Annotated in this window: 9 protein-coding genes; 3 read left to right on the forward strand and 6 right to left on the reverse strand. The window is 57.8% G+C overall.

The features are described 5' to 3' along the window. Nucleotides 1-154 precede the first annotated feature (154 nt). Nucleotides 155-1177: an RluA family pseudouridine synthase gene (locus tag HQL63_01000; protein MBF0175416.1), complete on the forward strand. Its 1023-nt coding sequence runs from the start codon at nucleotides 155-157 to the stop codon at nucleotides 1175-1177. Between the two features lie 21 nt (nucleotides 1178-1198). Here HQL63_01000 and HQL63_01005 read toward each other — a convergent pair whose 3' ends face one another. Beyond that, a complete protein-coding gene (locus HQL63_01005) occupies nucleotides 1199-3613 on the reverse strand; it encodes a hypothetical protein (protein MBF0175417.1) in 2415 nt (804 codons plus the stop codon). Between the two features lie 784 nt (nucleotides 3614-4397). On the opposite strand from HQL63_01005, the gene HQL63_01010 reads away from it, so the two are divergent. Beyond that, nucleotides 4398-4847, forward strand: coding sequence for a methyltransferase type 12 (locus HQL63_01010; protein MBF0175418.1), 450 nt, complete (start codon nucleotides 4398-4400; stop codon nucleotides 4845-4847). 198 nt (nucleotides 4848-5045) lie between these two features. Here the strand turns inward: HQL63_01010 and cysM are convergent, their stop codons facing one another. Then, on the reverse strand, nucleotides 5046-5960 hold the full coding sequence (gene cysM, locus HQL63_01015; protein MBF0175419.1) for a cysteine synthase CysM: 915 nt from the start codon (nucleotides 5958-5960) through the stop codon (nucleotides 5046-5048). An 85-nt stretch (nucleotides 5961-6045) separates the two neighbouring features. On the opposite strand from cysM, the gene HQL63_01020 reads away from it, so the two are divergent. Next, nucleotides 6046-6699 (forward strand): hypothetical protein, encoded by a 654-nt coding sequence (locus HQL63_01020; protein MBF0175420.1) that lies wholly within the window; start codon nucleotides 6046-6048, stop codon nucleotides 6697-6699. Between the two features lie 9 nt (nucleotides 6700-6708). Here HQL63_01020 and HQL63_01025 read toward each other — a convergent pair whose 3' ends face one another. From HQL63_01025 to HQL63_01040, 4 genes are all read right to left on the reverse strand, one after another. Then, nucleotides 6709-9945: a caspase family protein gene (locus HQL63_01025; protein ID MBF0175421.1), complete on the reverse strand. Its 3237-nt coding sequence runs from the start codon at nucleotides 9943-9945 to the stop codon at nucleotides 6709-6711. An 89-nt stretch (nucleotides 9946-10034) separates the two neighbouring features. Continuing rightward, complete coding sequence (locus HQL63_01030; protein MBF0175422.1) at nucleotides 10035-10874, reverse strand: hypothetical protein; 840 nt, start codon at nucleotides 10872-10874, stop codon at nucleotides 10035-10037. Nucleotides 10875-11241: 367 nt separating this feature from the next. Continuing rightward, nucleotides 11242-12402 carry a hybrid sensor histidine kinase/response regulator gene (locus HQL63_01035; GenBank protein ID MBF0175423.1) on the reverse strand — a complete coding sequence of 387 codons (1161 nt, stop codon included), beginning with the start codon at nucleotides 12400-12402 and terminating at the stop codon, nucleotides 11242-11244. A gap of 72 nt (nucleotides 12403-12474) precedes the next feature. Next, complete coding sequence (locus tag HQL63_01040) at nucleotides 12475-13521, reverse strand: two-component system response regulator (GenBank protein ID MBF0175424.1); 1047 nt, start codon at nucleotides 13519-13521, stop codon at nucleotides 12475-12477. Nucleotides 13522-13525 lie beyond the last annotated feature (4 nt).

Genomic DNA, 13525 nt, shown 5'->3' on the forward strand with positions numbered 1-13525 from the left:
CAGGGGTGTGGGGGGTGCATGGGCCGGGTTCCACTCCCGATCCATCACCCGGTGGAGCAGCATGGCAAAACCGGCCAACAACACCACCCCGCCCAGGATGACAAAAAATTTCAGCACGCGCATGGATATCGAGACCTCCCCTGACAGGTACCGGATGGTGCGGATACCGGCGTCGCTTGCCGGGGCCCGGGTGGATCAGGCCCTGGCTGCCTGTGACCTTACGATGAGTCGCAGCGCCATTCAACGGCTCATCAAGCAGGGAGGGGTTTTGCGTTGGGGCGCTGCCATGGCGGACCTGGATGCGGGGGAGCCGGTTCTGGAAGCCGATCTTCGAGTGCAGGCCGGCGAGCGTTATCAAATGCCGTCGCCACAACCCGAACCCATCGCGGCGTTGCCCGAAAATATCTCCCTGGTCATCCGCCACGAGGATCGCCATCTGCTGGTGATCGACAAGCCGGCGGGTCTGGTGGTGCACCCCGGGGCCGGCAATGGGCACGGAACCCTGGTTAACGCCTTGTTGTACCATTGTGGCGGGGAGGGGGACTCTGCTGCGTCCGGTGAAGAAGGTTCAGTTCTTTCGGGTGTAGGCGGATCCTTCCGCCCCGGCATTGTGCATCGGTTGGACAAGGATACCAGTGGTTTGCTTGTGGTGGCCAAGAGTGACGCCGTTCACATGCACCTGGCGCAGCAGTTTGCCGAGCATTCGGTGTCGCGCCGTTACCTGGCGCTGGTCAAGGGCCACCCCGAGCGGGAGCAGGGGAGGATCGAGGCTCCCATTGGGCGGCATCCGACGCAGCGTACCCGCATGGCGGTTACGACCCGCCATGGTCGGGCGGCGGTAACCCACTATACGGTTTTGGAAAAACTCACCGGTTTTTCCCTGATCCAGTGTCGCCTGGAGACAGGGCGTACCCATCAGATTCGCGTCCATTTGACCCATATCGGCCACCCCTTGCTGGGGGATCCGGTTTATGGCCGTCCTTTTCAGCCTCCCGGCCACTGGCCGGAGGCGGTGCAACACCAGGTCAGGAGCTTCGCCCGCCAGGCCCTGCACGCCACCACCCTGGGTTTTACCCATCCGATCACCGGGGAACGTCTGGCTTTCGACTCCCCTCCGCCCGAGGATTTCAAGGGGTTGCTGACGGCGTTACGGAGTCTCGGGGAGAGCGGCAGGTGACCGCCGGGTGTTCCTCCTGGTCTATCTCCTGCCGAAGGAGCGTTTAGGACCAAATTTTTTGCCGCGTCCGGGGTGGGTACGGGTTTGTGCTGCACGCGGGTGGGGCAGGGTGCGCCTCTGGCCAAGGAGGCGGTCGATTTCGGCATTGATGGTGTGGCGATGGTCACGCGCCTCTTCCAGATCGGGGAAGCTGACGGGAAAACGGTAGTGCAGCCAACAGTAGAGATCGACAATGCGGACGGTGGTTTCCAGGGTGACCAGGCGTTGGAATCGGTTTGCGTCGGTGGGGAGGATATCCTCCAGGTCCAGGGTATGTTTGCGGGCCACGCTGGCGACCATGGTTTCAAAGGCGGCCATGGCCTCGTGGGAACGCACAGGTACCGGGGCCGAGGAAAAAATGAAACGGGTCGGCAGGTCCAGGGATTCGTGACTGTCGGCAATGCGGGCCAGAATGGTTTGATCTTCCAGATCGGCGAGCTTGTAGGTTTTCGGGTCGGGTTTGACGGACTTGAGAAACAGCGCGAGCAGGCGGGCCAGCTTGGGATCGTTTTCGCCCCGTAACGTGGCCATGGCCAAAATATGGTCCAGATTGGGGGCCAGGTGCGCCCGGCGCACGGCAAGGGGGCGGGCATGAAAGGCCGTGCGGATATGTTCCATGCCGATGCGGTATGTTCCGACGTAGCCGATCTCGTTTTGGCCAAAACGCCCCGCCCGCCCGGCAATCTGGCGCACCTCCAGGGGGGTCAGGGGGTGCTCTTCGCGGTCCATGAATTTGCGGTCTTCGCAGAAGAGCAGGGTTTTGATGGGCAGATTCAGGCCCATGCCGATGGCATCGGTGGCGGCGAGAAAGGGTGCTGCACCGCTGGCGAAAAGCCTGGCCTGGGTGCGGCGGATCTCGGGAGGAAGCGCACCGTAGATGACCGCTACGCGCTGGCCGGTCTGCTCTTCAAGATCCCGTTTCAATCCCAAAACCGCCGCCCGTGAAAAAGCCACCAGGGCTGTTCCGGGTTGCAGGGATTGGTGATCGCGTACCGTTTGGGGCAGAAGATGTAACGGGGTCAACCGTTCGAGGTGGACAATCTCGGGGATTTCACCGGTCAGGCGCAGCAATTGACCCAGGACGGCCTCGGCCTCGGGGGAGCCCACCACGCATACGTGTTCCGCCTGCACCCCCAAAACAGCCTGCGTCCAGGCCCAACCCCGATCGGAATCCCCCAGCATCTGGGCCTCATCGATGACACAAAGGGCATACTGCTCATGCAAAGCAAGCATTTCGATGGTGCTGGCGGTGTGCCTGGCCCCGGGGATCGGGATGCGCTCCTCCCCTGTGACCAGATTGCAGGGGGTTCCCCATTCGTTCAGGGTTTGCGCCACCTCCTGAGCCAGCAGGCGCAACGGGGCCAGGTAGACGCCATTCTCAGCCGCAGCCAAAAGTTGCAGGGCTTGATAGGTTTTACCCGAATTGGTCGGCCCCAGGAAAAAAGTGAATCGTCTCTGTTGCCGCCGGGCCGGAAACAACAGGTGAAACTCGCGGATCCGGGTAGCCGCGGCCACTTCGCGCTCAAAACGGGCTTCTTCGTACAACTTGTAAAATTGAGCGTAATATTTCCAATACGGTTGCAGATAAAACGGTTCAAGATTTTTTTGTTCCCGTTCCGTCAGGCGGCGATCGATCTGGTTGGCCAGGTCGGTATCTTCAGGGTTTTCCGCCGCGATGATGGCCTGAAACCGCCGTTGCCGAAACCGGGCCATGGCCCGAGTCCACGGCGTCAGGTCGAGTTCGGGAACGACGATCCCCAGTTGCTCCGCCGACAACCCCAGGGAGTGGCGCCGCTCCTGCCAATCAGCCAGCCGGGTCAGCATGCGGCGGAGCAACTCTTCGGCCTCGGGGGGGTGGGTCTGGACGAGGTCGTTGTTTTCCCAGGCCAGGAGGTTTTGTTCCATGGCCCGCAATCGGGTTGCCAGATCGTCACAATGGGCCTGAATGCGCTCACGCTGAGTGAGCAGATACTCTTGTTCGGTCAGGGTCTGGCTGAGGGCGAAAAGGCGCAGAATACCATCTTCCTGAAGGCTCTCGTAAGCCGGGAGCACTTGCTCCTGTACGCGGCGTCCCTGTTTTTTCCAGGCCTTCCGGGTGCGCAGGGGCTCCACGTCCCGGAGATGCCACACCGGGGTGCCATCGGCACGTTGTATGGGTTCTGCGCCGGGGCGAATGCGGCGAAACTCCCCCAGGTCGGCCTGGGTCACATACTGGTTTGCGTCGGCATCCTGTCCGGTCGCAAGGGAGTCGGGGAGCAGTCTCTTCAGGACGGCAAACGGGTTTGGCGTGCGGGGTTGAGGGGTATCTTCCGGCGTGAGGGACGCCTCGGCCTCGATATTTTCAGGATCGGGGCTTTCCGATCGGGGGTGAGTTTCTTCAGGAATGATCCGAGGCATGGCATCCGGCCTTGGTTTGGAGGGGTGACGGTACACACCCCTGAGGGTACAGCTTCCCATTGCAGAACGCCATTATGGTCGTTGCCCAAAATCCATCAATAACCCTTCCGCCCTGGCGGCAGGGCGGAGCATCTTTCCGTGCCATCGTGCAGCGGCTTGCGTAGGTTGACGTGCGGTGGAAAAGTTCCTCCATCCATGGATGTTTTTGGGAGAGTCACCAGATGATGCATTATCCCGGGTTGGAATTGGATCTTTTCGATCAGGCACGGAATTGGAAGAAATATAGTAACTATTCAGCACCCTTTCAAAAAAAGCCTGGATATGAAAGCCTTTGTCAGGGCTTCGCCCCGAACCCCACCAGGACTCTGTCCTGGACCTGCCAGGGAGCCAGCCCCCTGGACCCCGATTCGTGGTCGGGTGCTGAATAGTTACGAAATATGTAACTATTCACCACCCTTGCAAGAAAAGCCTGGACGGGAAAGCCTTTGTCAGGGCTTCGCCCCGAACCCCACCAGGGCTCTGCCCTGGACCCGCCAGGGAGCCAGCCCCCTGGACCCCGATTCGTGGTCGGGTGCTGAATAGTTACGAAATATTTAACTAGGCTTATCCGCTCGGAGTTGCAAGGGAGCGTATTGGAAGTCGGGGCCGGAACCGGCAACAGCACACTCCACCTGTGCGGGGGAGAGGGACTCGCCTGGACATGCCTGGAGCCGGATCCCGACCTGCTTACACGCACCACCGCCCGCATCGACCGGGGTGACTTCCAGCCGGTTGCACAACCCTGTTGGGAACTCTGGCGGATCTGCAACCGCATGCCCGTTTCGACTGCGTCCTCTATATTGACGTTTTAGAGCATATTCAATGCGATCAGGTCGAGTTGCGACGGGCGGCCAGTCATTTGACAAGGCCCGGAGGCCGGTTGGTCATTCTCTCTCCAGCCCACAATTTTCTTTTCACCCCCTTTGACACGGCCATTGGCCACTACCGTCGTTACAACCGTCGATCACTCACGGCCATCTTGCCGCAGGGCATGGTCATCGAAAAACTCCGCTATCTGGATTCGGTCGGATTTTTTGCCAGTGTTGCCAATCGCCTGCTGTTCCGCCAATCCATGCCTACCTCGGAACAGATCCGAATCTGGGATCGTGCCATGGTTCCCCTCTCCACATGGATCGACCCCGCACTTCGCTACCACCTTGGCAAATCCATTCTCCTGGTGGCACGGTTGAGTTGATCTCGGCATGTAGTCAAGGCAGGGCAATCGCATTTCAAAATTGAGCAAGGAGGGTGCGAGACATGCCTTGCCCCCTTTTGTCTGCTCTTCGGCAGTCGTCTTTTTCAGGATCCATTTTCCCCCAGGGGAGAACATCAAGCCACCGCGATGGAGCATCATGGAAGAGACGAAGCCAACCGATTCAGCACATTCAGTCCACTAAAAGAGATTCATCGACAGGTAGCGGTCCCCGCGATCGGGCAGGATGACGGCAATGCAGGCTGGCCCGGTGCATGTACCAGCCAGGCGGACGGCGGCGGCCACGGCTCCTCCAGCCGAAATACCGGCAAAAATGCCCTCTTCCCTCCCCAGGCGGTGGACCATCTCCAGGGATTCCGCTTCCGAGACATCCATCTCCCGATCCACCCAGCGAGGGTCAAAAATTTTTGGCAGGTAGGCAGCCGGCCACCGCCGAATGCCCGGTATTTTGGCCCCTTCTTCCGGTTGCACGCCAATGACTTGGATGTTCGGGTTGCGGGCCTTCAAGGCCCTTGAGACACCCATGATGGTGCCCGTGGTTCCCATGGCACTGATGAAATGGGTCACTTTTCCATCGGTATCCCGCCATATTTCCGGCCCCGTGGTACGTTGATGCATGCCCCAGTTGTCAGGATTGGAAAATTGGTCCAGCATGATCCCCTCGCCATGGGCCACCATCTCGCGGGCCCGGTCGATCGAACCCTCCATGCTCGCACTGGCCGGGGTCAGGATAAAATCGGCGCCATAGGCGGCCATGACGGCACGGCGCTCGATGGTCATGCTTTCAGGCATGATCAAGGTCAGGGGATACCCCCGACGCGCAGCGAGCATGGCCAGAGCAATGCCGGTGTTGCCGCTGGTCGCCTCAATGATCCGTACTCCAGGTTGCAGTTGACCTCGCGACTCCGCCCCCAGGATCATGCCCAGCGCCGCGCGATCCTTGACCGATCCGCCGGGATTGTCTCCCTCCATTTTGGCCATGATGCGCACATGTGGAAAAGGGGCAGACAATTTTTCCAGATCGACCAATGGTGTCCCGCCGATACATGCTTCCAGGTTTGCCACGTCGTTTTCTCCTTTGCCTCGTGTGACCATAACCGACAAAACAGGGATCTATCTTGACAGATTCGCGGACAACTGAAATGATTTCACGTTGGTGTGACTCATTTTGGGAAAAAGCATGAGCGATAGCAACGCTGAGCGTCAACGAAGGTTTGCCGCCAAAGCCAAGGATGCGGGAAAAATACGGATCCACGCCTGGGTTGAGGTTTCGACGGCCAGCCAACTGCGTGAGCTTGCCACCCAGAATGGATCGACGATCGGGGATGTCATCAACATGCTCCTTGGCATGCTCTATCCACCCGGGCCCATGATACGCATCAATCCGCAAGGTGATGCCACTCCCGATTCATCCGCGTCCGATTCCGCTGCCCTCCAGACTGAAACCTCTTTGCAACAGATGCAGAATCCATCTTCACCCTATCTGTTTCGTCCGATACCCGGAAACGACATGCCAAAATTGGAGACCCCCGCTGCGCCGACAGAAATGGGCGCCAACCGGAACAAAAAGCTGTTTTTCTCTCTTTTCGTTCTGATTGTCGTTGGCGTGGGGGTCGCTGCGTGGCAGCAGGTTTTGCCCCGTTTTTTCCCGTATTTGTCGTTCAGTGCCTCAACGCCGCTCCCACCACAAAAAAGCGAAGCACAGGTTCTCCTGACCAAAACCGGAACGGCGGCGCCCCTGGAGCGTTTACCCACCCACCACCACGGGGGGGCATCCCACGATGACGGCAAGGAAGACCGCCTCAAATTGAATCTCTCCCTGGAGTTCAAGTGACGGCCTCGTTTACTGTTTGACGGCGATGGGAAACTCCTCAAGCTCCCCGCCGGGTGTCTTGAAGGAGGGTTTTTGTTTGTGTTGTGGGTTGCTCTCCTGGACCAACCTTGGCACCATCCTCTTGACATATTGCCCCAGCATGACATTGTCCACGGACTCTCCGCCCATGGCAGCATGGCCGCTGATTCCATCCAGGATGGCGTAGGCAAAGACCCCGTGCCCGCTGTCACGGCCATTTTTGCGATACCCATCCAAGGCCTCCTGGGTACTGGAGGAGGCTGCCAGGAGGGTCATGCCGACTTCGTGTTGAACATTTTCCATGACCCGGTCCAGGGCGACGGCCCCGGCATGGCAGGTATCCAGAATCAACAAAATCCTGCCGGTCGTCTTGTTGACCTGGACCAGCCTGTCAACCAGCTCCCGACCTCCGAAGCCCTGCCTGGAGACCATCTCCGGTTCCGGCCCGGCGACATTTTGCGTCACATAGTAGTACTGATCGTTTTTGTTCTCATCCGGATAATTGACACCGTGTCCGGCCAGATAAATCAAGACCGTGTCACTCTTGCGCACCTCCTTGGCCAGGGTCGCGAAGGCCTTGTCCAGGTTCTCTTTGGAGACCTCTTCATCCGCCAGAATGTTGGTTTCCTTTGCAGCGTAGGCAACGAATTTGAGATCACCGCCCGGCAGCAGCTTGGGAACCAACACGTTGCTGAAGAGGGCCCCTTTGCGTTCTTGGAGGGTGTCCACGAACCCTTTGGCATCAGCCACGGCATAATGTAATACATTGACGTTTTTGTAGAGATTGACTCCGGCGGCCAGGATGAAGAGCCGTGGCTTTTCCTGCTCCGTCACGCCGCCACGTGACGCAATGGCCGTGGCAGTGACAAATTCGATCGGACGGGAGGTGCTGAAATAGGTACGGGATGGGTCGTACACCCGGAGGAGGAGGAGATTTTTTCCCGGATCCAGAGCGACTTTTTTCTCTATGACCAGGGTGGCGTTCTTGCCGGCTCCCGTACCGCTTCCCCCCGTGCCGGAGCCTGATGGCTCCGCTGTTCTGGAGAAGCCGCGCGTGGCTGTCTGGTCATCCTGATCGACATTTCTGTTGTTCAAAATCAGGGCCGTCGGGCCGGCTTGCTGCTGGCCTTTGGCAGAGATTTGATAGCGCACGCGAACGTTGTGGACCCCTTCCGGCAGGTGGAGTGACAGGGCATCCTCGGCGGTCACTGAAGCGGCAACTTGTTGTTTTGTCGCAGCAGTGGGGGAGGGGTTGGCAGGGGGATGGCTTCTGGAGAAGGCGCGAGTCACCACGTTGACCGAAATGTCCTGACACTTCTCGGCCTCTCCCTCTTTTTGGGCAAAACAGTAGGCGACGGGTTCCACCCTCGGCAATTTTTCCGAGACAAGGGCATCGATATCACCGATGGCTGCGGCAGCTTGTTGTATTTCTTTGGTGTTTTTTCCGGTGATCTTGCCGAGCAGAAAATCCTGCCGGTGCAACTTGCTGTAGAGCTGGTCAAAGTTGACCCAAAGGGGAGAGCTGTTCTTGCCTCTGTTGAAATGATAACCCACCATCTCCTGGCCGCCGTTGTAGGCGTGGGCAAAAAAGCCTTCTGGTGTCCAGGCGACCCAACGGTCATTGGCGGCATTCATGAAGAAGGTGGCCAACTCCTCAAGGGGGGAGGTATCCCGCAAACTGTACCAGCGCAGCGTGCCATCCAGCAGGGAGGCCACGGCCAGGGTGGCGTTTTTGGTAACCACCAAACCCGCAGCCGGAGCGGGAAGGTTGATCTTTTTCAGGAGTTCTCCCCGGTTATCAAAATATCGCAGAGAAAAATCCGATCCCAGCAGAAAGCCTTTCTGGTTGGGGAGGATGGCCAGGGATCTGGCGAGCTCTTCTCCATCCAGGGGCAGAGGCTTTTTTTCCAACGTCGGCTTGTTGGATGCTTCCCAACCCTTGATGTCGAGTTGCGGCGTGTGGGTGATGGGGGTAGCCAGGGTTGTGTCGACCGTGGTCACAGGAGAGAGTGTGCCATTTTGCAGGTCGAGCCGATAAGGACGTGCGCCTCGGCTTCGGGTGCCAAATTCGACGGTCACTCCGTCTTCCGAGAGAGCCAGGCGCCCTTGGTAGATTCCCCTGAAATCGGCAGCGACGGATTTTTTCTCCACGCGGAGACGACGGTCCGGGCCGATCAGGCCCCAAGCTGGGGACGCCGAGGCATAGAGAAGACCATCGGGCACGGATGCCAGCTGGTTGATGGCATCGCCGGATACAGACACGTCGGCATGTTTGCCGCGTCCACCCGCGCTCCAGAAGCGCACGAGACGTTTGCCTTGTGCGTCGACAGCTGTTCCCCCGGCAACGAGCGTGACCTCCTCTGGGTGTTGCGACCAGGTCACGGCTGAGGTATTGCCATCTCGCATACCCGAGACATTCGGAAGAAAAAGCGCCTTGAGATCCGTGGCTGACATGACTTCGACCCGGGGCGAATCCATGGATCCCACGGCCAACTGAGTATCGTCCGGAGAGAAGGCGACGGCAAGCGGGCGTTCTTTGGGGTGGAAACGCCGTTTGGCGATCAACTTGCCCTGGGTGTCGTAGAGGCGCACCTGTCCATCCAGGGAGGTGGTCGCAAGGAATTTGGAGTTATTGGCGAAGGCAACCCAATGCACCGCCCCTTCGTAGGCGCGATCCTGACCGATGCCATTGCCGGATGCATCGAGAAGAACCAATCCAAAGGTGCTCTCCGCCAGGGCCAGTTTTTGGCCATCCGGGGCGTAGGCCATATGGAATACCGGGGCTTTCAGGTTGGGGAGTACTCCCTTGATACGCTCCTTTTCCAGATCGAACAGGTAAAGCGAAAACAGGCCATCCCAGGAGTGGCCTGTGGCGCCGGAGACCAACAGGTTTTTTCCGTCGGGCGAAACGGCCACGCTGTAGAGCGCCCCCTCGTTGCCATGACCCATGGGAACGCGCAATGTGGAGAGAAGCCGGCCATCGGGAAGCGACCAGACACGCACGGTTTTGTCGTCGGAAACCGTGGCCACGAAACGGCCTTTGCCATCCATGCCCATCCGGTTGATCATCGCCGTGTGCATTCCGGTTTCGATGCGCAGAAAGGGTGTTTTGGGGGGGGCAGGAGGTGGGGTGGCATCCACCCCGGCCAGGCACGCGCCGGCGAAGACCAGGCTCAACAACAGCACGAGCCACCCATCCACAAAACAACGTCGGCGACACACAGCCATCAACCCATCTCCTGGCGGGGTTATCGAGAACCTCTCCCCTCTCCAAAGGTGGAAAAGGGGAGAGGCCCCGTTTGTTTCAGCCCTGTCTGTCAGGAGCCCAGGGACCAGCCATCCAACCGGCACATCCCATCCGTGTTGGCTCTCCATGACAGGAGAGCACGACGGTTGGTTCCATGCAGCCAGGAGGTATCCTGGGAGAGGGTGAAGCCGGTGCTGATATTTTGCACATAGTTATCGCCCATTTGCTCTGTCGGCGCCCATTTGCTCTGCGTCGAGGTCAAGATTTTTTGGGCCTGTTTCTTTTCGGTGGGAAGTTCCACCTTCTCGGCGGATTTTTTCCTGGCGGACGATTTGTCGTGTGAATCGGCCTTTTTCTTTTCGGTGTTTTGTTTTGCCTTTTCTGTCGGTTTTTTAACGGTTTCAGATACTGGCGCGGCCTTTACGGATTCCGCAGGAGAGGCGCTGTCCACCCCGGCGGCGGCGTTTTCGTCGGTTTTCTCAAGCTCGGCAACGGCGAATTTATACTCGTCCATACGTTTGTTCATGCCCGTGCGCACCCGGTCCCAAACAACGGCATCCTTGGCGGCCAGGCTCTTCAGGAGGGCCATTTGTGCTTCGGCTTCCGTTCTGGGTATCTTTTTGGCTTTGAGGTCGGCGCGAATCTTGTCGGCGGTTTGGGTACGGCAGGTGATCAATTCTTTCAAGGCCTGTTGGGTTTTATCCATTTCCTGGCCGTCTTTGAGCATGTCGTTTTTAAGATCGAGGATGGCCTGGTCTTCACCCTGTTGAACCTTGTTCATCCAATACCCGCCCAGAGCGCCGACCGCTGCACCTGCCGCAGCGCCGATCAAGGCGCTTTTCACATCCCCCTTCAACAGGGCTCCGAGACCAGCGCCGGTTGCAGCGCCAACCAGGGCGCCTTTCAGCATATCTTCGCCGTAGTAATCCCCGGTCGAATCCAGGGCAACCAGATATGTGCGGCATGGGTCGCGTCCATCATCCGCTCCGATTCGCTGCTCCTGGGTGGAGACACCGACCGCATTGAAGGCCTGCCCCGTGGTGACGCAACCTGTCAATTGCAGGCTGACAAAGCTCGCCAACAGAACCGAGACCCCTGTGCGTCGCATGACCTCGCGGCATCGACTGGCATGGGCGTGTGATCCGGTCTTGTCTCGGAGGTGCAACTCATGCAGATGAGAATCTGGCATTCTTTTCTTCCTTTGCTATGGGGAGGTCACACTGTGGGAACAAAAACATGTCAAGCAGGTTGGCACGGGGTGGCAGACCGGATCCACATCAAGCCGGACCAGGCAGGGAAACGACGACGGCAGTACGTTCGGGTTGGGAGCAGTCCAATTCGATGGTGCCACCCTGCGTCTTGGCTGACAACCAGGCCGAGTAGGTACCAAGACCCGTGCCTCTTTTTTTTCCGGAGGTGACGTATTTTTCAAAAAACCGGTTTCTGATGGAGAGCGGCACCGTGCCGGGGTTGGTGATTCGGATGGTGCGAGCACTGTTGGAGGAAGCCAGGGTGATTCCCACCACACTCGTTTCCGGTGTGGCCTCGATTGCGTTCAGGATCAGGTTGGAAAACAACGGATGACAAAGCATTTTTTCGCCAACCACCAGGAAAGGGGCATGGCTGTCTTGATCATCGGTTCGATCCACATGAATGGAGACCCCTTTTGGTTTGGCATGTCTCTCCATGTCATTGATGACCCTGCCCAACACGGTCAACAGGTCAAATGTTTCCGGCTGAAGCTGGTAGTTTCCCGTTTCAATTCGGACCAGATCAAGGGAGCGGTTGATCATCTCCAGCATGGAATAGGCGCTTTTCTCCATCATGTGGACAATGGCGCGTTGTTCGTCGGTCAGATTGTTTTCTCCCGTCAGCAAAACTTCAGGTAGACCGATCAGGCCGGACAGGGGGCCTTTAAGGTCGTGGCGGGCCATTTGCTCCATGTCTTCACGCAATTGCAAAGCGGTTTGCAGTTCAATGTTTTTCCGCTGCAAATCCCTCTGGGCCTTGTGCAGGGCAACGGCATTGCCGACCCGCGCCAACACAACCAGAGGGTTGCTTGGTTTACGGATATAATCGACGGCCCCCAACTCCAGCCCGATGGTTTCATCCGATGTCCCATCCATGGCGGTCAGGAAAATGATCGGAATGTCCCTGGTGAGGGGATCGCTCTTGATGCGGCGACAGACTTCATAACCGTCCATGTGTGGCATGACAATGTCCAGGAGAATCAGGTCCAACTCTCCCTGGGCGGCAATTTTCAGAGCCACATGGCCATGGGTGGCTACCTTGACGGTGAAGCGGGTTCCAAGGATGCTCCGGATGACATCGATACTCTCTGGTTGATCATCGACGAGAAGAACGACCCCTTTCCTGGACTCAGGGAAAGGATCACTGACGAGTTCATGCGTCTCGCGCTGGGGTTCTGAGTGACACATGGCAACGTTCCATGAGATGGTCAACAATACGAACGAGATATATCATACGTCCATATCGAGACGATGGCTCGGCTAATCCTGATGCTGATCCATGATTTGCAAAATCTGCGGTCTTAAATCAATAAAAGGCTTCACCAGGTCAGGGTCAAAGTGTTCACAGGACTCCCTGCGGATCAAATCCATGGTGTCATCCACCGACCAGGCTTTTTTGTAAGGCCGGGTGGATGTCAGGGCGTCGAACACATCGGCAATGGCCGTTATTCTTCCCTCCAAGGGAATCTCTTGACCTTGCAATCCTTGTGGGTAGCCGCTGCCATTCCACTTTTCGTGGTGGGTGTAGGCAATGGTGCGGGCCATGCTCAACAATCCGGAAGGTTGTTCCCCGATAATCCTGTATCCCACTTCAGGATGTGTTTTGATGATTCCGAACTCTTCTTCCGTCAGTTTGCTGGGTTTCAGGAGAACCTGATCGGGGATGCCGATTTTTCCAAGGTCATGCATCATGGAAGCGTTCATGAGTTGCTCGGATTCGGGCTCGCTCAACCCAATCTTGAGGGCCAGAAATTTTACGAAGTGGCTCATCCGGATCACGTGCTGGCCGGTTTCGTTGTCCCGAAATTCGGCGGCCCGACCCAATTGGCGGATCACTTCAAGCCGTGTCTTTTCCAGTTCCATGGTTTGCAACCGCAACTGGGTCGTGCGCAAGTCAACCTGGTCGGCAAGCAGCTTTCTTTTGTCGCTGAAGGCCAGATGGGTTTTGACCCGCGCCAGAACGATAGGCACGCTGATTGGCTTGGTCAGATAATCTACTGCGCCAAGGGAAAAGCCAAGGGTCTCATCTTCGACATCGACTCTGGCCGTCACGAATAAAATGGGGATATCACTGGTTCGCTTATCTGCTTTGAGAAGTCGGCACACCTCGTGGCCATCCATTCCGGGCATCATGACATCCAGCAGGATCAAATCCGGAGGTGATGGCGAAAAAGCGATTTTCAAGGCAAGACGACCATTGGTGGCAACCTGGAGTCTGTAATCGTTACTCAGAATGTTCTTCAGCACATCCAGATTTTCCGGTGTGTCGTCTACGACAAGGACTGTTTTTCGCACATCACTCGACATGGAT

Source organism: Magnetococcales bacterium (assembly GCA_015231175.1).
In the GTDB taxonomy this organism is placed as follows: Bacteria; Pseudomonadota; Magnetococcia; order Magnetococcales; family DC0425bin3; genus HA3dbin3.

What these genes read in the sequence shown, in the direction of transcription:
- HQL63_01000 (MBF0175416.1), top strand. Translation starts at nt 155, where the DNA reads ATGGTGCGGATACCGGCGTCGCTTGCCGGGGCCCGGGTGGATCAGGCC.
- HQL63_01005 (MBF0175417.1), bottom strand. Translation starts at nt 3,613, where the DNA reads ATGCCTCGGATCATTCCTGAAGAAACTCACCCCCGATCGGAAAGCCCC.
- cysM (MBF0175419.1), bottom strand. Translation starts at nt 5,960, where the DNA reads ATGGTCACACGAGGCAAAGGAGAAAACGACGTGGCAAACCTGGAAGCA.
- HQL63_01020 (MBF0175420.1), top strand. Translation starts at nt 6,046, where the DNA reads ATGAGCGATAGCAACGCTGAGCGTCAACGAAGGTTTGCCGCCAAAGCC.
- HQL63_01025 (MBF0175421.1), bottom strand. Translation starts at nt 9,945, where the DNA reads ATGGCTGTGTGTCGCCGACGTTGTTTTGTGGATGGGTGGCTCGTGCTG.
- HQL63_01030 (MBF0175422.1), bottom strand. Translation starts at nt 10,874, where the DNA reads ATGCTGAAAGGCGCCCTGGTTGGCGCTGCAACCGGCGCTGGTCTCGGA.
- HQL63_01035 (MBF0175423.1), bottom strand. Translation starts at nt 12,402, where the DNA reads ATGTGTCACTCAGAACCCCAGCGCGAGACGCATGAACTCGTCAGTGAT.
- HQL63_01040 (MBF0175424.1), bottom strand. Translation starts at nt 13,521, where the DNA reads ATGTCGAGTGATGTGCGAAAAACAGTCCTTGTCGTAGACGACACACCG.